This is a genomic window from Marinoscillum luteum (assembly GCF_044005705.1).
Taxonomy (GTDB): domain Bacteria; phylum Bacteroidota; class Bacteroidia; order Cytophagales; family Cyclobacteriaceae; genus Marinoscillum; species Marinoscillum luteum.
Map to the genome: position 1 here is coordinate 439,096 of NZ_JBIPKE010000017.1, position 21,772 is coordinate 460,867.

The 21,772-nt window shown below is 47.8% G+C and carries 19 protein-coding genes; 11 read left to right on the top strand and 8 right to left on the bottom strand.

The genetic code is table 11. The features are described 5' to 3' along the window. Positions 1-12: 12 nt before the first annotated feature. Positions 13-2,343 (bottom strand): type I DNA topoisomerase, encoded by a 2,331-nt coding sequence (gene topA / locus ACHKAR_RS13170; protein ID WP_159584848.1) that lies wholly within the window; start codon positions 2,341-2,343, stop codon positions 13-15. Between the two features lie 119 nt (positions 2,344-2,462). Here topA and ACHKAR_RS13175 point away from each other — a divergent pair, with 119 nt between their 5' ends. After that, positions 2,463-2,933: a SixA phosphatase family protein gene (locus ACHKAR_RS13175; protein WP_159584847.1), complete on the top strand. Its 471-nt coding sequence runs from the start codon at positions 2,463-2,465 to the stop codon at positions 2,931-2,933. Here ACHKAR_RS13175 and ACHKAR_RS13180 read toward each other — a convergent pair whose 3' ends face one another. Next, entirely contained in the window at positions 2,934-3,509 is a 576-nt protein-coding gene (locus tag ACHKAR_RS13180; RefSeq protein ID WP_159584846.1) for a TlpA family protein disulfide reductase, read from the bottom strand. 170 nt (positions 3,510-3,679) lie between these two features. Here ACHKAR_RS13180 and ACHKAR_RS13185 point away from each other — a divergent pair, with 170 nt between their 5' ends. Beyond that, complete coding sequence (locus tag ACHKAR_RS13185; RefSeq protein WP_395417737.1) at positions 3,680-5,917, top strand: Tex family protein; 2,238 nt, start codon at positions 3,680-3,682, stop codon at positions 5,915-5,917. 2 nt (positions 5,918-5,919) lie between these two features. After that, positions 5,920-6,381 (top strand): hypothetical protein, encoded by a 462-nt coding sequence (locus ACHKAR_RS13190; protein ID WP_395417738.1) that lies wholly within the window; start codon positions 5,920-5,922, stop codon positions 6,379-6,381. A gap of 3 nt (positions 6,382-6,384) precedes the next feature. Here the strand turns inward: ACHKAR_RS13190 and ACHKAR_RS13195 are convergent, their stop codons facing one another. Together ACHKAR_RS13195 and ACHKAR_RS13200 are read right to left on the bottom strand one after the other, a co-directional pair. Beyond that, complete coding sequence (locus tag ACHKAR_RS13195; RefSeq protein WP_395417739.1) at positions 6,385-7,083, bottom strand: 16S rRNA (uracil(1498)-N(3))-methyltransferase; 699 nt, start codon at positions 7,081-7,083, stop codon at positions 6,385-6,387. 42 nt (positions 7,084-7,125) lie between these two features. Beyond that, a complete protein-coding gene (locus ACHKAR_RS13200) occupies positions 7,126-8,646 on the bottom strand; it encodes a helix-turn-helix domain-containing protein (protein ID WP_395417740.1) in 1,521 nt (506 codons plus the stop codon). A gap of 199 nt (positions 8,647-8,845) precedes the next feature. Here ACHKAR_RS13200 and ACHKAR_RS13205 point away from each other — a divergent pair, with 199 nt between their 5' ends. The 5 genes from ACHKAR_RS13205 (at position 8,846) to ACHKAR_RS13225 (ending at position 15,446) form a co-directional block, all read left to right on the top strand. Beyond that, positions 8,846-9,328, top strand: coding sequence for a hypothetical protein (locus ACHKAR_RS13205; RefSeq protein WP_395417741.1), 483 nt, complete (start codon positions 8,846-8,848; stop codon positions 9,326-9,328). An 85-nt stretch (positions 9,329-9,413) separates the two neighbouring features. Further along, positions 9,414-10,856, top strand: coding sequence for an alpha-amylase (locus tag ACHKAR_RS13210; protein WP_395417742.1), 1,443 nt, complete (start codon positions 9,414-9,416; stop codon positions 10,854-10,856). Positions 10,857-10,943: 87 nt separating this feature from the next. Continuing rightward, positions 10,944-13,280: a TonB-dependent receptor gene (locus ACHKAR_RS13215; protein WP_395417743.1), complete on the top strand. Its 2,337-nt coding sequence runs from the start codon at positions 10,944-10,946 to the stop codon at positions 13,278-13,280. Further along, the gene (locus tag ACHKAR_RS13220; protein WP_395417744.1) at positions 13,277-14,359 is read left to right on the top strand and encodes a DUF4249 family protein; all 1,083 of its coding nucleotides are present in this window, start codon (positions 13,277-13,279) and stop codon (positions 14,357-14,359) included. The genes ACHKAR_RS13215 and ACHKAR_RS13220 overlap by 4 nt, the downstream gene beginning before the upstream one ends. 1 nt (position 14,360) lies before the next feature. Then, positions 14,361-15,446, top strand: coding sequence for a DUF4249 family protein (locus ACHKAR_RS13225; RefSeq protein WP_395417745.1), 1,086 nt, complete (start codon positions 14,361-14,363; stop codon positions 15,444-15,446). Here the strand turns inward: ACHKAR_RS13225 and ACHKAR_RS13230 are convergent, their stop codons facing one another. Next, positions 15,447-16,346 (bottom strand): aminotransferase class IV, encoded by a 900-nt coding sequence (locus ACHKAR_RS13230; protein WP_395417746.1) that lies wholly within the window; start codon positions 16,344-16,346, stop codon positions 15,447-15,449. It abuts the gene before it with no gap. A 36-nt stretch (positions 16,347-16,382) separates the two neighbouring features. On the opposite strand from ACHKAR_RS13230, the gene ACHKAR_RS13235 reads away from it, so the two are divergent. Next, positions 16,383-17,489 carry a glycoside hydrolase family 130 protein gene (locus ACHKAR_RS13235; RefSeq protein WP_395417747.1) on the top strand — a complete coding sequence of 369 codons (1,107 nt, stop codon included), beginning with the start codon at positions 16,383-16,385 and terminating at the stop codon, positions 17,487-17,489. Positions 17,490-17,494: 5 nt separating this feature from the next. Further along, positions 17,495-17,911, top strand: a complete 417-nt coding sequence (locus ACHKAR_RS13240; RefSeq protein ID WP_395417748.1) for an ACT domain-containing protein — start codon at positions 17,495-17,497, stop codon at positions 17,909-17,911. Here ACHKAR_RS13240 and ACHKAR_RS13245 read toward each other — a convergent pair. Together ACHKAR_RS13245 and ACHKAR_RS13250 are read right to left on the bottom strand one after the other, a co-directional pair. Next, positions 17,868-18,743: a substrate-binding domain-containing protein gene (locus ACHKAR_RS13245; RefSeq protein WP_395417749.1), complete on the bottom strand. Its 876-nt coding sequence runs from the start codon at positions 18,741-18,743 to the stop codon at positions 17,868-17,870. The genes ACHKAR_RS13240 and ACHKAR_RS13245 overlap by 44 nt on opposite strands. Before the next feature lie 98 nt (positions 18,744-18,841). Continuing rightward, positions 18,842-19,552 (bottom strand): sulfotransferase-like domain-containing protein, encoded by a 711-nt coding sequence (locus tag ACHKAR_RS13250; protein ID WP_395417750.1) that lies wholly within the window; start codon positions 19,550-19,552, stop codon positions 18,842-18,844. A gap of 61 nt (positions 19,553-19,613) precedes the next feature. Here ACHKAR_RS13250 and ACHKAR_RS13255 point away from each other — a divergent pair, with 61 nt between their 5' ends. Further along, on the top strand, positions 19,614-20,438 hold the full coding sequence (locus tag ACHKAR_RS13255; protein ID WP_395417751.1) for an alpha/beta fold hydrolase: 825 nt from the start codon (positions 19,614-19,616) through the stop codon (positions 20,436-20,438). Positions 20,439-20,440: 2 nt separating this feature from the next. On the opposite strand, the gene ACHKAR_RS13260 is transcribed toward ACHKAR_RS13255, so the two are convergent. Continuing rightward, positions 20,441-21,772 carry a toxin-antitoxin system YwqK family antitoxin gene (locus tag ACHKAR_RS13260; protein ID WP_395417752.1) on the bottom strand — a complete coding sequence of 444 codons (1,332 nt, stop codon included), beginning with the start codon at positions 21,770-21,772 and terminating at the stop codon, positions 20,441-20,443.

Sequence of the window (21,772 nt, forward strand, 5' to 3'; positions counted from 1 at the left end):
TTTTGTCTATGATTATTTTTTCTTCCTGGCTCCGCCACCCCGGCCTTTTTTCTCGGGCGTTTTGTCTGCCAGTTCTTTACACTCGGCATAGGTAAGCTCCTCAGGTACCTTGTCTTTCGGGATTTTCACATTCTTCTTCCCAAACTTGATATAAGCTCCATACCTACCATTGAGTACCTGCACTTCAGGGTCTTCATCAAAGGTTTTGATAAACTTGTTGGCATCTGCTTCCCGCTTAGCCAGGATCAGCTCTATGGCTTCTTCTTCTGTCACCGTGAGGGGATCCATCTCTTTTGGAAGGGAGACAAACTTGCCATCGTGGCGGATATATGGACCAAAGCGACCAATGGCTGCAGTCATCACCTTGTCTTCAAACTCACCCAGGTTACGAGGTAGCTTGAAAAGTTCAAGGGCTTCCTCTATGGTGACATTTTCAAGAAACTGACCTTTCTTCAGGCTGGCGTACTGTGGTTTTTCGTCATCTTCCTTTTCGGGTGATTCCCCCAACTGCACGTAAGCGCCGTATTTGCCCATCCTTGCGTAGATGTTTTTGCCGGTCTTAGGGTCTGTGCCCAGCTCCCGCGCCGCAGAGATATCCGCACGTTCCAGACTATCGGTGTTTTCCACTTTCGTGTGAAACTTGCCGTAAAATGACTGGATCATTTGCTCCCAGGCTTTGGTGCCATTGGCTATGTCGTCAAACTCCTTCTCCACATCTGCGGTGAAAGAGTAATCCACTACATTTTCGAAATGTTCTACCAGAAAATCGTTGACGATCATGGCAATATTGGTAGGGAAGAGTTTGTTTTTCTCTGCCCCGGTCATTTCCGTTTTTGTGGTTTTGTTGATCTGCCCTTTGGCCAGTACCAGCTCCACATACTGTCGCTCCTTGCCATCCCGTGACTCTTTGATGACGTACTCACGTTTCTGTATGGTAGAGATGGTAGGGGCATAAGTAGACGGTCGGCCGATTCCTTTTTCTTCCAACTGCTTCACCAGACTGGCTTCAGTATATCTGGCCGGAGGTCTGGTAAAACCTTCTTTACCCAGCATTTGCTGTAGGTCCAGTTTCTGCCCTATAGCCAGGGGCGGGAGCATCGATTTTTGTTCTTCGTCTTCGTCATCATCCGTGGACTCCAGATACACTTTTAGGAATCCTTCAAACTTGATCACTTCACCACGTGCCACGAGCACTTCGTCGGTGGTGGAGATACTTATGGTGGCGGTTGTTTTTTCCAGCTGAGCATCAGCCATCTGCGAGGCGATAGCCCGCTTCCATATGAGCTCATAAAGTCGGCCTTCTGCCGAGCCCGCACTCACCGACTGCACATGGAAATCTGTAGGACGAATTGCTTCGTGAGCTTCCTGTGCAGATTGCGATTTGGTTTTGTAAGACCGGTTTTGAATAAAGTCTTTGCCATAGGAGCCGGATATTTCCGAATTCGCACTAGCGATGGCCTCTTGTGACAGGTTTACAGAGTCAGTTCTCATATAAGAGATCTTACCCGCCTCGTAGAGCTTTTGCGCTAGTGACATGGTATAGGACACTGAGTAGCCCAGTTTCCTACTGGCCTCCTGCTGGAGTGTAGAAGTGGTAAACGGAGGAGCCGGACTTTTCTTGGCCGGTTTGGTCTCCAGGTTACTGATTTCAAAATCGGCACCCGTACAAAGATTGAGAAAAGCCTGTGCTTCTGCTTCAGTTTTGAAGCGTTTGCCCAATTCTGCCTGAAGCACTTTTCCCTGATCCAGGTCAAACAAGGCCGAGATCTTGAAACTAGACTGAGCTTCAAACTGATCTATCTCACGCTCTCTTTCTACCACCATGCGGACAGCCACGGACTGTACCCGACCGGCAGATAATCCCCGGCGTACTTTTTTCCAAAGGACAGGGGATAACTCAAAACCTACCAATCTGTCCAGAATTCGTCTGGCTTGCTGTGCATTGACCAGATCTATATCAATTCCCCGAGGATTCTGTATTGCGTTTTGAATCGCATTTTTGGTGATCTCACGGAAAACAATTCTTCTTGTATTGGAGTCATTGAGGTTCAGTGCTTCTTTCAAATGCCAGGAAATGGCCTCTCCTTCACGGTCATCATCACTCGCGAGGTAGATGGTCTCAGCTGCCTTCGCCAATTTCTTGAGTTCTCTGATGACCTCCTTTTTATCTGCTGAAACCTCATAGGTGGGTTTGAAGCCGTTGGCAATGTCTATGGCCTTATCTCCTTTGGGGAGATCTCTTACATGACCGTAAGATGACTTCACTTGGTAATCGCTACCCAAATACCCTTCTATCGTTTTTGCTTTTGCCGGAGACTCTACTATTACCAGGTTTTTTGCCATGCTCAGATTTTTTAAGGTGGTAAATATCTTGAAATTTTATTAATTACCTAAAGAATAGCACCTTCTGGGTTTAAAGGTTTCTTTAGCTTTAGCTGGTGAGTTAACCAAAAAAAATCGAAATGGTTAAGAATCTTTATTTATTGCGGCACGGACAGGCCGAGTATGGTTTCCAGGGATCTGATTTTGACCGATCATTGACTGTGAATGGTGTGATTCAGCTTCGGTCTTTGGGTCAGGCCATGAAGTTGAAGTCTTTTTATCCTGACAAAGTGTACTGCAGTACCGCCAACAGAACCCAGCAAACAGCCGAGATATTCACTGAAGAACTGGATTACACATTGCCGGTGCATTACATGGAGGAAATATATGAAGCCTCAGTGCGCACGCTCTTCGAACTGATCACCAAACAGGATGAAGCAGATAGCGTGATATTGATCATTGGTCATAACCCCGGCATTTCCTACCTCTATGATTACCTCACAAGTGCCAACTTTGGAGACATGACTCCCGGGGAGCTGGTCAGGATCGAGTTTGAGGACCTGGCTTGGTCAGAGATCTCCAAAGGGGTGGGCTTTAAGAAAACCATCTAACTACTTCGGTGTGAGTGTGGAGAGAAATGCCCTAAACTCTTCCGTGTCATATTTAGCCATGCCGTGGCGGGTGAGCACTACCTGACCATCCGGAGAGATGACATAGGTGGTGGGGATGGAGCTGGGGTTGTACGGTGAGGGCAGTGGAGACTCCAGGAAGTATACCGGGAGCTCAAATCCTTTTCTGTCAACGAACCTCCGGGCCTTGTCCCGATCTTCATCCAGTGAGATCATCACGAAGGTCACGTCCTTCCCCATTTTCTGGTAGAGGTCTTCTATGTCTGGCATCTCCGCAATACATGGTGGACACCAGGTCGCCCAGAAATTAAGAAAGATCGTTTGGCCCCGAAAGGTTGAAAAACTGACTGGTTTGCCGGCGATATTAGAAAGCCTGAGATCGTAGCTGGCTGTTGCCTTCTCATCATCTGCCTCGGGCTGCATGATTCCTGTGGCCAGAACCACCCGCTGAATTTGTCCGATCACCTCGGTATGCAGTCCGGTGACATAAAGTGTCAGACCCACTACCACAATAATGGTCCATTCTATCAGTTCTTTTCTGTAAGATTTCTTGCTCATTTTTCTGCTTCTGAAAATATTCTCATTTATCTAACGCAATCTTTCTGATAAAATCAGAGAAATGATATTTTTGGCGCCCGATTGTCGGGACCACGCCTAAACGAATTACGTTAGAACAAAAATTACCGAATGTTTTCTCCTTTTGAAAACATCAATTATAAAACAACAACATGATCAATTACGCTGCTAAGATAGCCCAGGAACTCTCATTACAACCCCGCTTTGTAGAAGCCACCACCACCCTATTGGATGGGGGTGCCACTGTGCCTTTTATTTCCCGATACCGGAAGGAACTCACAGGTACCATGGATGAAGTAGAAGTGGCGGCGGTAAGGGATCGACTGGCCCAGCTAAGGGATTTGGATAAACGCAGGGAGGCGATTCTTAAGTCCATAGAAGAGCAGGAAAAGTTGACTCCCGAACTAAAGAAGAAAATAGAAGCTGCTGAAACGATGGCTGCCCTGGAAGACCTTTATCTTCCTTACAAACCCAAGCGAAAGACCAAAGCTTCCGTAGCCAAAGAAAAGGGACTGGAGCCCCTGGCCAAAGTATTGTGGCAGCAGGGAAATGTATCACCTGAGCAGGAAGCGGAGCAATACATCAGTGAGGAGAAAGGTGTGGAAGATGTGAATGCCGCGCTACAGGGTGCCAGGGATATTATGGCTGAGTGGATCAGTGAGGATGCGGAGGCCAGACAGAAGATCAGAGACCTGTTTAAGGCCGAGGGGATGATTAGCTCCAGAGTACTCAAGGGAAAAGAGGTAGAAGGCCAGAAGTACAAAGATTACTTCGAATGGGAGGAGTCATTGAAGACCATCCCATCTCACAGACTACTGGCCATCCGTCGTGGTGAGCGGGAGGGAATCCTGATTATGGACACATTTGTGCCTGAAGAGTCAGCCATTGATCGGTTAAGCCGACAGTTTGTGCAGGGCTCCAATGCCGCGGCTGAACATGTAGCTACAGCCCTCAAAGATTCATACAAAAGACTCATCAAGCCGAGTATAGAGACCGAGGCACGGATGGAAAGCAAGAAAGCTGCCGATACCGAGGCTATTTCGGTATTTGTAGATAACATCAAGCAGCTCCTAATGGCCGCTCCACTGGGACAAAAAGCAGTATTGGCATTAGACCCGGGCTTCAGGACGGGGTGTAAAGTGGTGTGTTTGGATCGTCAGGGGAAGCTTTTGGAACATACGGCTATTTATCCCAATGAGCCCCAAAAAGACATTCATACTTCTGCGGCCATTATCGGTGCCCTGTGTCAGAAGCATAACATAGAAGCCATCGCCATAGGCAATGGAACTGCCAGTCGGGAGACAGAGCAGTTTGTGAAGGGCATAGGCTTACCCGCCAGTATCATCGTGGCCATGGTCAACGAAAGTGGAGCCTCTATTTACTCCGCTTCGGAGGTGGCTCGTGAAGAGTTCAAAGATTATGACCTTACCGTACGTGGAGCGGTGAGTATCGGCCGCCGAATGATGGATCCATTGGCGGAGCTGGTGAAGATAGATGCCAAATCCATCGGTGTAGGACAGTATCAGCACGATGTAGATCAGAATGCCCTGAAGCATTCTTTGGATGATACTGTAATGAGTTGTGTGAATGGCGTGGGGGTAGAGCTCAATACGGCGAGCAAGCAGCTTTTGACTTATGTATCTGGTTTGGGGCCACAGCTGGCTGAAAACATTGTCAAGCACAGAAACGAAAATGGGGCATTCAAAAGTCGGGAGGATCTGAAAAGCATTCCCCGACTTGGAGATAAAGCATTTGAACAGGCGGCAGGTTTCCTAAGGATCAAGGGGGCTAAAAACATACTGGATGAAAGTGCCGTGCATCCGGAACGCTACAATACGGTGTACACCATGGCCAAGGACCTGGGCTGTACGGTGGAGGATCTTGTAAAAGATCAAAACCTGAGGAGCAGGATCGATTTGAAAAAGTATGTATCTGACGATCTTGGTTTGCCTACCTTGAAGGATATTCTGGCGGAGCTGGCCAAGCCGGGGCGTGATCCTCGTGAGCAGTTCGAGACTTTCGCATTTGCAGACCATGTGCATGAAATCAAAGATTTGTCTGTGGGTATGAAACTTCCAGGTATCATTACCAATATCACCAAATTTGGGGCGTTTGTGGATGTAGGGGTGCACCAGGATGGTCTGGTACATGTGAGTCATCTTTCGGATAGCTTTGTGTCTGATCCCACCAAGGCGGTGAAACTGCAGCAAAAGGTGATGGTGACGGTGCTGGAGGTAGATGTGCCCAGAAAGCGGATTTCACTTTCCATGAAGTCGGACCCTTATGGTAAGTCGGCACCTAAACAGGACCGTAAAAAGAGAGAAGAAAAAGAACCGGAAGGAGACTTGCAAGCCAAACTGGCGATGCTCAAGGGTAAATTCGGTAAATAAATATGAAAAGAACGCTACTCCTTTGGATGACATTTTTCATAGCCCTGATGGGTTGCGAAGATGAGACCTATTATCCACCCGGCTTATATGGCTACCAGGTGGAGCGTCTGATATCCGGAGGAGAAGACAAGGTTTGGGCCCTCGCAGGTTTAGAGGTAGATGGCCAGACTCAGAGCATTGAAGGCTGTGCCAATGCGGTGGAGCTACATGTTTACCAGGGGACTACAGCCATCGACGTATATCAGATCACTACCTGTGAGGTGCCGGATACTTTATATTATGGCGAAATGACGGCTTCAGAAGCGGGCTCATCTGCCTCAAATACGAATGTGTTCACAGACTCACTCCTTTTTGAGAACGGAGAGGTGAATTATGTAATAGTGAAAGAGGTGACCTCCCTCAGACTAAAATTCGACCGGTACTTTGGTGGTGTGAAGTCCACCTATCAGTGGGTGGCCCGCTAGTTTTTAATATTCATTCACCACATTCACCATATGGGCGGCCATGAGGCCGGCAGTTTCTGTGCGAAGTGTACTCTTTCCGAGACTTATTTTTTGAAATCCCTGATTCAACGCTTCGGTTACTTCCACTTTCGAAAAGTCACCCTCAGGCCCGATAAGGGTGATGACCTTCTGACTGGATTTTAGTTCGTTGGAGAGATAAGGCAAATCCGGCTCCACCACTGCGATGAATTTTAGTCCGTTGTGATCGGCTTTTAGGAAATCCTTCAGTTTGACCATGGGATTGATCCTCGTCAGAAATCCACTTTTGGATTGTTTGAGAGCACTCACGGCTTTTTTCTCCAGCCGTTCAGTCCGCATCTTATTCCTTTCGCAGTTGTCAGTAAGGACAAAACTGATCTCATCTACACCCAGCTCGCACGCTTTCTCTACAAACCATTCTATCCGGTCAGTATTCTTAGTAGGAGCAATGGCGATGTGATTGTAAAAGGGGCGCGGCTCCAGTTGCGTTTTTTGGGTGATTTCAAATTCACAAAGCTTTCCGGTAATGGACGTAATCACCGCTTGATAAGCCATTCCCTTGCCATCGAAGATGCCTATTTCATCCCCTGCTTTTTTGCGGAGCACTTTTACACAATGCTGGTACTCATCATCTGAGAGATGGAATACCCCTTCTGATGTTTTGGGCTGAAAGAAATAGAGCATCAAACTGTTTTTGGAATGGCTAAATTAGGAAATCCTAAGTACTTAATGCCGATCGTCAGAGGAATGGACTTCTTTGAAATATTGGCGTGGGGTGCACCCTTTGATTTTCTTAAAGGCCCTGTTGAATGTGGGCTTGGAGTTGAACCCCACGCTGAAGGCAATCTCCAAAAAGGACGCCGAGTCACCTGAAGCTTCCACTTTTCGGATAAATTCATCTACACGGTAAGTATTGATCAGTTCGGTGAAGTGCTGGTCAAATTGCTCATTGATCACCCGGGAGAGCGTATGCGAGGCGGTAGGGATCATGTGGGCCATACTTTCCAGAGTGAGTTCCGGTTTCAGATAGATCTGATCGGTTTCCAGTAGTTTGATCAGTTTGTTTTTGATGCTGGAGATCTCATCCTGATTAATTTTTTGATCCTGATATTTCTTTTTCTCCCGGAGCACTTCCGGATGCTTCACGGCATAGTAAGCCAAAGCAAAGATGATGAGTGAAAAGAGCAGCCAGAGTACGTCTATGAGGTTTTCGGAAATGTAAAGGAGATCCGTGTTCAAAATCCGCCCCGAAACGTAGATCACCACCACGATGAGCCACAGGCCGAGATAGATGGCTTTGATGTTTAAGACATAGTCCAAAAATCGCAGGTACTTTTTTTGTTTCTCGTTGAGGTGCTCCTGTGTGCTGTAACCCGCGAGGATTCGCTTACAGATGATCCAGTAGGCACTATTGAAAAGCAGGGCCAGTACACCGGTGATGGCGAAATAGGGGAAGAGCTCTTTGTCCAGTACTTTGTAGATAAAAGTCTGCCGCTCCAGCGCCAGGTAAGGCAGGTAAAGGGCAAACTGCACGAGAAACGGAATGAACTGGGGCCAAATTCGGGACCATTTGACTTCTATGACCAGCAGCTTGTGAATGTACAGATAGAAGATGGGTCCATAGGTAAATAGGATCAGCTCCGGAACAAAGAGCAATTTTGGCTCCCAATTGAATACATCAGGATCAAAAGTGGAGGCCCTGCCCAGTACCGAAATGGTGATGAGAACCAGCAGGACACTCAATATTGAATTGGCTGTTTTGTTTTGGTTGCGAATGGTATTGATCGCCACTACCAGCAGCAGGCCCTGAATGGCTGCAATGATGAGAAAATACATGTAGATGGTGTAGGAGTGAGATGAGATGTCCTCCCACGACTCTACAGTCATGTGGACCGTTTGCTCAGATGCCGTGCTGATCAGTAATCTGTTTGGTCTTGCACGTCCGTTTTTGCGAGCCTCTACAGAACTCCATGTGCCTCTGGTGATTTTATATTGGAGCGTATCACTGCTGTGGAGCAGGTGCAGGACAAGTGTGCCATCAGGGGATCTTTGAAATTTTCGCTCTGCCTTATCGGTGACCCAACCATCTATATCGGTGACCAGGTAGATAGAAGCATCATGTGGAGTGTTGGCTGGTACTGCGTCCACAATAAAAGTGGTGTGGTACTTTGGAGCTTCATCCGCACCAAAACCAGTAAGGCTCCACACACAGCAGAGCAACCCCCATAAAATTACCTTTCTGTTCACCGCTGACAAGGAAATTATGATTTCGCAATAATATAAGATTTTCGAAACTACAATCTATTGATTTTTCAAAAACAACGAACCTTTATTTTAAAAGTGTCAATTTATAAAATGAAGCGAACGGATCGTTTTATTAAAGGAGATTGGTTTTCACATTAAGCGAAATATAGGGACGTAAGTCCCATCCACCAACCAATTACCTATGAGCTTCAAAAGTATTTTTTTCACCCTGTTCTTTGCCTGTTCCGGAATCATGGTGTTCTCTCAGGGAGTGACACTTTCTGAGGATGAGGTGCTCCCTCATATTGTGGCCAGGCACTATGCTGATCACCCGGGAAGTCTCGCAGTGGGCTGGCAGCAAATAGAGATGGAGGGAGCCAACAGATACATGGCCACCTATGCCGAAGATAAGATACGGCGTGAGACCATTTATAATAAGAGCGGAAGACCTCTGTTTGAATCCACCATACATGAGGGTGATTTACCACTTATGATGAGTTATTATGTCGAGGACCGATTTGGAAAATTCAGGGTGGTAGAGTTTAAAAGCACTAAAGACCTCTCAAACGAAATCATGCGATACACGCTAGTGGTGAAGGCCAAGGAATATGGAGAGCTCGAGCTTGCTTTTGATAATGAAATGAACCCTATTGAGTCGCGGACAGCCCTGGCTTCCTATGACTAATGTTACCCGAATGTAAACCAGATTTAATAACAACCTAATTCAAAAACTACTAATCCATTTCCAACTTATGAAAACTACCTTTAGAATGATGAAAACCAAACATTTAAGTCTGCTGCTTGCCGTTTTGGCAGGTGGTTTTTTGCTGTCCTGCGAAGAGGATGATGGTGCGGAAAACGCACTGCTCGATGCCCAAAATGAAATCAATGTGGTGGATGTGACCACCCATGATGGCCGTCCGTTTTCTACCGGAGTAGAGCCTCAGTCCAACGCCAAGTATGTAGGCGGACCCGGCGGAGGTGTGATGATGCAGGGTTTCTACTGGGATGTGCCAGCCGGTGGTACATGGTGGAACACCGTGAAGAACAAGACTACTGCCTGGGCCAATGCCGGGATCAAAGCTATCTGGCTGCCGCCTGTCTCTAAGGCACAGAATGGTCCTTACTCGATGGGCTATGATCCTACAGACTACTACGATTTTGGAAATTACAACCAGAACGGTACTGTTGAAACACGGTTTGGTTCAAAAACAGAGCTTCAGGCATTGATCACTGCAGCACACGGTCAGAGCATGGAAGTATATGCTGATATTGTTATCAACCACAACAGTGGAGGACAGTCTGAAGCTAACCAGTACACTGGTGGCAACACGTGGACTGATTTCACAGGAGTAGCTTCAGGCAAGTTCCCCCGGTCTCAGCATGATTTCCATCCCAACTGGGTACATAGCAATGATGGCGGTAGTTTTGGTGGCTTCCCTGATCTGTGTCATGATGTGCCTTACGTACAGGATTGGCTATGGGGCCGCTCAGATGCTGTTGCCAAGTACTACAAAAACACCATGAAATTTGATGGTTGGAGATTTGACTATGTGAAGGGATTTGAGCCCTGGGTAGTGAGTTCATGGAACAGTGCAGTTGGCGGATTCTCAGTAGGAGAGCTGTGGGATTCGGATGTAAACTACCTCAACTGGTGGGCAAATAATGCGAATAGTTCGGTATTCGATTTCGCCGCTTACTACAAAATGAATGATGCTTTTGATGGTAACAACCTGAATAAGCTGAACGATGACATGATGTGGAAGCGAAATGCTTACAAAGCGGTGACCTTTGTGACCAATCATGATACGGATGAAATCTACAACAAGATGCTGGCCTATGCCTACATCCTTACCCATGAAGGGTACCCCTGTATTTTCTATCGGGATTATGAAACATGGTTGGATAAAAACAAGCTCAACAATCTGATCTGGATACATAACCAAAAGGCTACTGGTAATACCAGCATTCTATACACCGATACTGATGAGTATTTGGCCCGTAGAAATGGCTATGGCGGCAACCCAGGTTTGATCGTTTACATCAATAACTCCAACAGCTGGCTGACACGTTGGGTACCTACCAACTGGAACAATACCCAGATCAAAGATTTCACAGGTCACTCCGGCTGGTACCCTACCACACAGAGTGGTGGCTGGGTAGAGATTCAGTGTCCTCCGAAGAGCTACAGTGTGTGGTCTCCAAATATTTAGAATATACAATCGTTTGTATTAATACTTCTTCAAAAAGGCCACCCGTTTGGGGTGGCTTTTTTGCGTTTCTGAGCTATATTCAAGGCTATGAGGTATTTTTTCTTAATCGCCGGGCTCATGCTCATCGGCCAGCTGGCAGTTACCGGTCAGGATTTCAACCTTTCAGGAACAGTAGTAGATGAGAGGGGAGAGGAAATTATCGGAGCGGGGGTGCTGTTGGAAGAGCTCGGGTTGGGTACTTCTACAGACCTAAACGGGAAGTTCAAACTCTTTGCTCCCAAGAGAAATTATACACTGATCGTGCAGTATCTGGGGTACAAGGAATACAGAAACACCATTTACCTCAATCGTCACATTGACCTGACCGTGCGGATGGAGAGCACCTTCACCCAGCTACAGGAAGTAGTGAAAACTGCACGGGCAGAGGATTATCGGATCAAATCCATCCCCGGAGTGGAGCGCCTCACCATCAAAGACGTTGAGGACGTGCCCCTGCTAATGGGCGAGCTTGATATTGTGAACTCCATACTCTTATTGCCGGGGGTGTCCAATGCCGGGGAAGGTTCCACGGGGTTCAATGTACGTGGCGGAAAGGTGGATCAAAACCTTATCACCCTGGATGGATCAGAGGTGTTCAACTCCTCACATTTGCTGGGATTCTTCTCCATTTTCAACTCTGATGTCATCAAGGATTTCACCTTGTACAAGGGGCATATGCCAGCTACTTTTGGTGGACGACTATCGTCGGTGCTGGATGTGAATACGCGCGAAGGCAGCTATGAGCAAATGGAGGGATCTGTGACGGTAGGCCCCGTCACCAGCAAGCTGTCTTTCGAAACCCCGATCATTCAAAACAAGCTTTCTGTGCTGGCCGCGGCCAGGTTTGCTTACCCCAACTGGGTGATCGGCCAAATGAAAGATTATGATGTGAAGCGCAGTAAGGCCGTTTTCGATGATCAGAACCTGATTTTGGGCTACCGAATTAATGATCGGAATAAAGTAAATCTATCGTTCTACAGAAGCTTTGACCGCTTTCGCTTTAGCGACGATTTTGAATTCAACTGGGGCCATGTAATGGGTAGCCTGACCATGCAAAATGTAATTTCGGATGTGTTTCTCCATGAACTGAAGATCAATCATGTGGACTATCACAACCGGCAGTATGATGTGGCAGAGGACTATGAGGTCCAGAATGGAATCGCCAGCACCTCACTGAAGGATAATTTTCTCTATGAGGGCTTTACCAACCATCAGATCAACATGGGATTGGAAATCAAAGACTATCATCAGAAACCGGAGGAGCGTCTGGCGGGAGCCCGATCTGGTGTGGTACCTGCCCATGTAGAAAAGGATAGGGGGGTGCTGGGCAGCATATATGTAGACGATGAGTGGGCCCTTGGGAAGCTGACGCTTTCTGGTGGGCTCAGGTACAACTACTATGTTATGTTGGCCCGAAATGAATTTTTGCTCTACGAATTAGATCAACCAAAATCACTGACTAATATCGTAGACACGGCCCACGTGTCACCCGGAGATGTGAACTATGCCAATCTGGAACCCAGGGTGGGGCTCAATTTTCTGATGACCCCCAACATCTCGCTGAAAGCCAGTTATAACCGGGTGTATCAGTACCTTCACCTGATTTCCAATACCACCTCTGCCACACCGATAGATTTGTGGCAGGTCAGCACCTTTCATATAGAACCCCAGCAGTCGTCTAATTACAGCCTGGGCATGAGCTTCACCAATGACCGTCGGAGGTGGCAAAACTCCGTGGACGTATTTTACAGAGATATCAGTAACATTTACGATTACCGCGACTTTGCTGATCTCCTGCTCAACAATCACCTCGAAACGGAATTGCTGCAGGGGCAAGGCAGGTCTTATGGGCTGGAGTTTCTCTTCGAAAAGCAAAAGGGAAAGTGGACCGGTTGGCTGGCTTACACACTTTCCAAATCTGAAAACCTGGTCAATGGACCTTCTGAGACAGAGCGAATCAACGACGGAAAGTGGTACCCGTCTAACTATGACCAGCGGCATAACCTCTCCGTGGTGGCCAAACGTGATCTGGGAGGCGACAAGGCTTTTTTCTCTGTGAACATGGTTTATAACAGTGGTCGTCCTTTCACAGGCGTGGAATCCAGTTATTACTTCAACAATGCCGTGGTGCCACTCTATAGTTCCAGAAACAAATACAGGATTCCGGATTATGTCCGCTTTGATGTTGGTTTGGGATTTAATTCGGTTTTCAAAAAATGGGAGGATCAGCTGAACTTTTCAGTATACAACCTCTTTGGTCGGGCCAATGCTTATTCCATTTACTACAGAAAGCCGACTAGCACGGCCATTATCCCGTTCAGCTATAAACTGACTGTACTCGGTCAGGCATTTCCATCTATTACCTATACCGTCAGTTTCAAATGAGAATTACCTGTTTTATGAAGTTAATGAGTCGTTGGCTGATGGGGGTACTGATCCTTTGGGGATGTGAAGAGCCCTATGATTTTGAAGAGGATAAGGACATTGAAAGGCCCATCATTATCACCGGATATATCGATCAGTCCAGTGGGCCCTATTTTGTGAAAGTAAGCCAGGCCAGTGCCACGGGTTCACTGCCTGCCAATGTGCTGGCAGCATGTGTCATCTTGTACGATGAAACCGGACCTTCAGAGGAATTTGAAGAGGTGGGTGACGGTGTCTACAGGTGTCCGGGAAACACCGTCCATGGGGAGCCGGGAGGTAGTTATTATATCGAAGTGAAATTATCCACAGGTCACGTTTTTCGGTCTGTCCCTGAAACCATGCCAGCACTACAGGCATCTGATTCTCTGAACTGGAAGGAAACCCTCGATGTACGCACGGCCAGTACAGGACTGGATTTTAAGGTGCCGGTGGTGAGTATTGACATGACCACCAGCATCCCTCAGACCAGTGAGCCTCTGTATTTCAACTGGGTGGGTGCCGAAAGTTTTTCCATTATCCCCACGGATTTTCCGGATCCATTTGGGTCCATACCACCACCCTGCTATGTTACCCGGTATTTTGGGTCTGAGAAAATCAATCTTTTCAGCAACCTCCAAAATAAGGCACCTTCCTATACTTTCGAAGGATTTTGGATCAGGGACATTGACGACTCGTTTCTGACCAAACACATCTTCACGGTCTATCAATATGGAATCTCCAAGGGGTACTATAGTTACCTGCAAAGTGTTAAGGTACTGGTGGAGAACAACGGGTCATTGTTTGATTCGCCTCCGGGCAGGGCTGTTGGTAATATCTATCCTTTAGAGGGCGATGCCCTGGTGCAGGGATATTTTCATGCTTCCGTTGTAGACACTACCCGAATGGCCGTTTTTCCCAATGAACTGATAAGCTTCATCATTGACGATTGTGAGTACACTATAGGCAAGCCTTTTAGTGAGTATGATGCCCATTGTCTCAATTGCCTCAACTATCCCGGGAGTACATATGAGCGACCCGAGTACTGGACCAAAGTGTATTGAAATGAAATATTTTACGCACTTGATTGTCTGTTTGGTTCTGGTTTCGGCTTGTGAAACGCTATATCTTCTGGATGAGGACAAGGATGTGGCCCGGCAGATTGTCATTTCGGGATATATCAATCAAGGGCCGGGGCCCTATCATGTGAAGATTCAGCAGACTTCCTTCACCGGTGAAGCACCCACAGATGTATTCAATGCGCAGGTGACCCTCGTGGATGAGGGAGGGAATAGAGAGGATTTTGTAGCCCAAACCTTCATTCAGGATAATAAATCCAAAGTGAATTACCGATGCCCGGCCAATATAGTGAAGGGATATCCTGGCCGATCTTATCACATAGAGGTGGTACTGGCAGATGGCAGGAGATATGAAACCGAGCCGGATCGGATGCCTTTCTACCAGGGCCAGGACGAAATCAGCTGGGAGGAGACGGAACTGATCACTACCTCCACTTTAGGGCTGGATGTGTCGGTGCCTGCGGTGAAATGCCACCTGACCACCCGTTTTCAGCAGCATGATGAGCCCATTTTTCTCACGTGGTTGGGTGAAGAAACCTATGCCTTTTTCCAAACAGATTTTCCGGATCCGTTCAACAATACACCACCTCCGTGCTACATCATCCGGCCTATTGGTGCCGAAGACCTCAACCTGTTTACCAACGTGGGATATACCAAAAGCGAATTTGAGGTGCCAGCGATCATCACCAGGGCCATCGACAAATCCTTTCAGATCAAGCACATCTTCACGCTGTATCAGTACTCCATGTCAGAGCGAAATTTTCAATACATGCGGAGCATAGAGGCTCTGACGGAAAACTCAGGCTCTCTCTTCGATACTCCACCCGGAGTGGCTTACGGCAATGTGATTCCTGATCAGGAAGACGAAAATGTTCAGGGCTTTTTTCAGGCTGTGCTGATGGATACCACCCGCATAGCAGTATTTCCCAATTTCCTCAACACCCAGGTCTCGGACGACTGTGCCTATCTCAGCGGCACCTTTGAGTATGATTACCCCAATATATGTAAGAACTGCACGCTCCTGCCCAATGCTTCCTTAGAAAGACCCGATTATTGGGTGGATACGAATTAATCACAACTTCTCGCACAGAGTGGGGATCAATTCCGCAAAAGCCTTTTGAAGCCGCCCTCTGAGGAGTTGTCCCGACTTGTTTTCGATCTTTCGTCCGTCGATTTCATGAATCGGGGTGAGCTCTCCCATGGTTCCGGTGGCAAAGACCTCATCGGCATTGTAAAACTCCACCAGCGACAGGTTTTTTTCAAAAACCGGAAGGTCAAGTTTCCGAGCCAGATCCATCACCAATCCACGGGTGATTCCATGTAGGCAGGCATCGGCATAGGGGGTATACAGCACGCCCTCCTTGGCCATGAAAAGGTTCGTATCATTCAGCTCTGCCACAAATCCCTGATGATCCAGCATGATGGCCGCATCCACGTTCGCAAAGTTGGCCTGCACCTTGGCCAGAATGTTATTGAGCAGATTGGCATGGTGAATCTTGCTATCCAGGTATTGCGGGTTGTTTCTGCGCTGAGTGCTGGTGATCACTTTTATACCCTTTTCATTGTCGTAAACAAGCGGTTTCCACTCTGCCAGCACAATCAGACATGGCCCTTTTTGATTCAGACGAGGATCCATTCCTGAGGTGACTTTTTCACCCCGTGTAAGGGTTAGCCTGATGTGGGTGTCTTCTGTCATTCCATTGGCCTGCAGGGTAGCTTTGATGGCTGATTCGATGGTTGGGTCTGAAGGGACACTTTCAAAAGCCAGTGCTTTGGCTGATTCGCGCATCCTGCGCAGGTGATGATCCAGGCAAAAGACACCTTCCTTATATACCCGCAGACCTTCCCAGATGGCGTCTCCGCCCTGTACAGAGGAGTCAAATACGGAAACTTTGGCTTCTGAGCGATCCATCAGGCGGTCACCCACCCAGATCTTGATGTCTTCGTTTTTGGGATTATATTTTTGTAGCATTCGTTTTGTTAAATTGGGGTTTGACACTTGAAAATTATGCGAATTTTTCCATTAATCACCCTGCTTTTACTGTTTATCACTGCGTGCAACCCGGAGCAGAAGGTCCCAACGGACTGGCAACTGACTGGCTTCATCAAGATGGACGCCAACAACCCTGTGCTCACTCCGGACACCACTACTTTATTTGTGGATCCCATCAAAGGGGATACCGTCAAATGGGAGGGGAAGGATGTCTTTAATCCGGCCTCTGTAGTCAGGAATGATACCCTGTTTTTGCTCTACCGTGCGGAGGATTTTGTTGGAAGATACAACGGAACCTCACGTATCGGGCTGGCTTATTCACTGGATGGGCTTCACTTCATCCGATACCCTCAGCCGGTGTTTTTCCCTCAGGAGGATGAAGCTAAAATATATGAATGGGAGGGTGGCGCTGAAGATCCCCGCATTGTGGAGGATGAAAATGGCCGCTACATCATGACCTACACGGGGTATGATGGAGACCTGGCCCGGTTGCTGTTAGCCACCTCCAATGATCTGATCAATTGGACAAAATATGGGTCTGCTTTTGCCAGGCAGGAAGACATAGACCACTGGTCTAAGTCGGGGTCCATTGTATCTGAAATGAGCGACGGGCGACTCATGGCAAAGAAAATCAATGGTCAATATTGGATGTACTTTGGAGATACGGACTTGTTTTTGGCAACCTCTGACGACCTGACTAAATGGACGCCAGTGAAAGATGCCGATGGGGAATGGATCAAGGTGCTAAGTCCCCGTGAGGGAAAGTTTGACAGTGACCTGGTGGAACCCGGTCCGCCAGCCATGCTGACGAAAAATGGGATTTTGCTTATCTACAACAGCCGAAATGCCCTGGATGATCGATATGATCCCACTTTGGCTCATGGTACCTACTCTGCGGGCCAGGTGCTGTTTGATCCTGAGCATCCAGAGCAGATTCTTGCGCGTGCGGAGGATTACTTTTTCACCCCGGACAAGGACTATGAGATCACCGGCCAGGTTAACAACGTTTGCTTCCTCGAGGGACTGAGTTTGTACAAAGGTCAGTGGTTTGTGTACTACGGTACCGCCGATTCTAAAATAGCCGTGGCGGTGGCACCGGAACGAGATGGATTATTTAACTGATTCGGATGACTGGAGAAACCAACCTGACCACCCTGATCAGAAGCATGATGCCGGAGCTGCAGCCAGGGGAGTATGTGTTTGCTTCAGTGACCAGCCTCTCAGGCATCAGCCGGGAAGATACGATCTGTGAGTTCAGAGAGGCTGAAGGTACCACCGTGGTGCTGGAAAGAAAACGGGCAGACGCTCTGGGGATTTCTTACGACTTTGTGGCTTCCTGGATCACGCTCAAAGTGCATTCCTCATTGGCTGCCGTAGGCCTCACAGCGGTCTTTGCCACAGCCCTGGCCAAAAGCAACATCAGCTGTAATGTGATGGCCGGCTATTATCACGACCATATTTTTGTAGATGCAGGGGACGCACAGCGTGCTGTTGATGTGCTCAGGGGCCTGTCTGCGGAGGCTGACCCGCTGAGATTTCTGTAGATTTATCCTGCACCGGGATGAGCCCAAACGACTCAATCACTCCTTCTGCGTGTTTGCTTTTCAGGTATTGTAAAAAACCGCTGATCGCCGGGTTGTTGGTATCCCGGTAGTAGATTCTCAGTCCGCGTTTTAGTGGGTATTTCCCATTTTCCAGATTCCGATGGGTGGGTGCTTCAAATTGGGTCTGTGTGCTGTCAGAGGGTAGCTTCATGTTGTGAACACTTTCTGTAAAGTACGCAAAACCAATGAAGCCAATGCCGTTGGGATTACTACTTACTTTAGCCACAATTTCTGCATTATCATGTGCTACTTTAGCAGTAGGGGCCAGCTGCTTTACCCCGAAATGCTCTACAAAAAATTGCTGCGTACCGGAGTTTTCATCCCGGATAATGGGTAAGATGAGGCCCGGTTTTCCACCCAATTGATTCCAGTCATAGACGGTGCCTGAGTAGATTTTTTGTAAACTTTCATCACTCAGGGAGTCAATAGGGTTATTTTGGTTGGTGATGACCACAATGGCATCATAAGCAACCACCGCCTCACTCACATGGTGATCGGATCCCAGGGTTTTTTCCAGGTCAAAAGGAAACGAAGAGAGCCCAATCTCGGCTTCATGATTTTTGATGGCCATCAGCCCTGTGCGGCTACCACCTCCCTCTATGCTGATGGTGATGCTGTCCTGACGTTTTTCAAAATCATTTTTGAGCTCCAGAAAAGTTTCATACATGGATTCACTACCCTTGATGCGGAGTTGATAGTGGTTGATCTCTGGCTGGCTGCAAGCCGCTATGCTGAGCAGCGCAATAATAGATGCGTAATGGATTTTCTTCATGGTTGTAAATGAAAACACGAAGCTAGAGTACGAACCTGCTACCGCACTCAACAGGCCTGTTAAGGAATAACTAACAATATGTTAGCTTTTGATAAAGCCTACGCTTTTAGGGCATCTTGGGCCATTTTCTCATAAAGGGGTAAAGCAGCGCTATACAATGCTTCACATTCAGGGGGCAACTGCACAGGGTTTAGATTCTTCTTTTGGAAACCCGTGGAGGCATGCACATTCTTGTACCAGTATTTAGCCCACACACCATCCTCTGGCAGGGCACCAGCCTTCCATCGGAGCATGGAGGCCTCAAAGGTGAGGTCGAGAGATTCGCACAGTTGTCGGAGTACTTTGTCAGGATTTTTCAATACTTCGTTGGAGTCGATTACAGGGCAGCTTTGAGTTTCTCTCAGTTTTTCAAAAAGTTCATATTGCCTGGCTACCCCAATATCAGTCATCTGTGGGTTGGGGATGACTTTTGAGAAAGAGGTGATCAACTGGCGAGGATCACGGATCAGAAAGACATTTCGATAATCCTCCAGAAAATCGATGTTCATGTTGATGAGGTGATGGGCCATGTTTTTCACAAAGACCACCTCATGCTGGCTGGCGGTATGCTGGATCCAGTTGCGTACTTCGCTCACTGTTTTGGGTTGGCTGGCTATGATTTCTTCCTTGCCCGGATGATCCGCCCCGGTCAGGTTGAGATAGTAGCCATAAAAGGGCTCATCCATCACTTTGGTGTCGGATCTGTGCGCAAAAGAATACATGAGCGCAGTGGAGATGTTTCGGGGCGAAGAAATGAGGTTGATGATCATCAGATATTGGTTTAATACTGAAATATATAACCAAAATCGCGAATCTGGCGTTTTGCCTACCATGAGACAAGCTCCAATATGGTTGATTGCGGTTTTCCTGTGTGGTTGTATGCAGTTCAGGTTGGAGCAAGAGGCGTTTCAGGAGATATTCAAAGACCGCCCCATTCAGCCGGTTTCGGAAACCATTGAAGTGGACAGTAATCACGTGCATTATGTCTACATAGATCAGGGTAAACCCAATCTGGCAGTGTTTATTCATGGATCTCCCGGTTCGTGGAGTGCGTTTATTGATTTTTTCAAAAATGATTCCCTCCTTCAAATCTACGATGTGCTCTCCATCGATCGTCCCGGCTTTGGCGATTCGGACTATGGCCGGCCAGAGCCTTCATTGCAAAAACAAGCCTACTACCTGCAGCAGGTGATCAGTCGATTTGATCAGCCCAACAAAGTGATGGTTGGGCACTCCCTGGGTGGCCCGGTGGCCGCCCGGATCGCTATGGACTACCCGAGTCTCACGCAGGCCATGGTGCTGGTCGCTCCTTCTGTGGACCCTGCCATGGAGCGCTATGAGTGGTACAGGACCTGGATAGAGACTAGAGTGGGTGGTTGGGTAACTCCCACTGACTTTTGGGTGAGCAATGAGGAGATTTTGCCCCTTAAAGCGGAGTTGGACGGTATGCTGCCCCTTTGGAAGGCGGTGCAAATTCCGGCTGTAGTCATTCAGGGGACTAAGGATATGCTGGTTCCCAAAGAGAACGCAGCATTTGTGCAGAGAATGATGGGAGACTCACTGACTGATATCCGATACCTGGAGGGAGTGAACCATTTCATCCCTTGGAGTCATCCTCATAAAATCGTAGAGGCGCTCGAAGCGCTGGCCTGGTAGGGTTATTCCGATTGCACCTCGGAGTAGTCCACCGTATCGATCAGACGTCCACGTGTATTGAAAAAGGACCATATCCCCGTCACCAGGCCTTTAGTGTATTGGCCCTCCGCAGCGATTTTTCCATTGGGGTGATATTGTCTCCATTCACCAGTCTGTAGTCCAGTGAGGTATCGTCCGGTTTCTTTCAAGGTGCCGTCTTCGTAGTAGTACCTGGCTACACCGGCTTTTTTTCCGTTGATCAATTCTTCCTCCGAGGCGATGGTGCCATCCTGATGGTAAGAAAGAAGGGTGCCGGTGCCATTTTTGAGTGTACCTGGAGTTAGTTCTTCACCCTGGATGGTAAAAAACGGACTTACTTCCATCAGACGTCCAAGTTTCCAGACCTGCTCTTGTTTGAGTTGTTCATTTTCGTAGAAAAGTCCCCACAGTCCATCCTCATCCCCGTGGACAAAACTCCCGATCATTCGGGGAATGCCTGAGTCGTAGTAGTAAATCCACTGATTTTCCATGAGGTCATTCTGATACTGGCCTTCATAGTCCAGGGCTCCATTGGCTTTGAAGTACTTCCAAAGTCCGGTTTTCTGGTCGCGCTCATAGTCACCTATAGAGAACAGCGTGCCATCCTCATAAAAGCTCAGCCATTTGCCGGTTTTCAGGCCCAGGGCGTATTGCCCTTCCACGCTCTTGGCTCCACTTTCGTGAAATTCTTTATAGGCTCCACTGAGGAGACCGTTTTTGAAGCGAAATTCTTTGCGGAGTTGCTTATTGGGGTAATAAATTTTCCAGGTACCAGACTCAATGCCGTTGGTATAGTATTCTTCCGCTTTCAGGCGACCAAATGAGTAGTAGAATAAGCTCTTTCCGTTGAGCTGGCCATTTTTGTATTTCTTCACAAAGTTCACATTTCCCTCAGGGAAGTATTCGATCCAGGTACTATCCTGCTGACCATTGCGGTAGTATCCGGTCAGGGCCAGTTTTCCATTGTCATAGTATTCTTTGTAAGGGCCGTTGAGGACATTTTTCTCATACGTACTTTCATTGATCAGCACTCCGTAGGCGTCCAGCTTCCTGTTGAGGCCATGTTTTACTCCGTTTTCGTATTCTATGATTTCCTTGAGGGTGCCGTTTTGATTATAGTATTTCCATACTCCGGTTTTCTGGCCGTTTTGCACAGCACCCACAAAGGCCCGGGTACCATCTTCATACTTGGAGCGATACACGCCATCGGGTAGGGTATCGGTCTGGAAAACCCTCTGGTTAGGGTCCAGTTCTGGATCCTGGGCCAGCAGAGGTCGCAGTGTGAGTATAGAAAAGGCCAGAAGGAGTATTCGCAT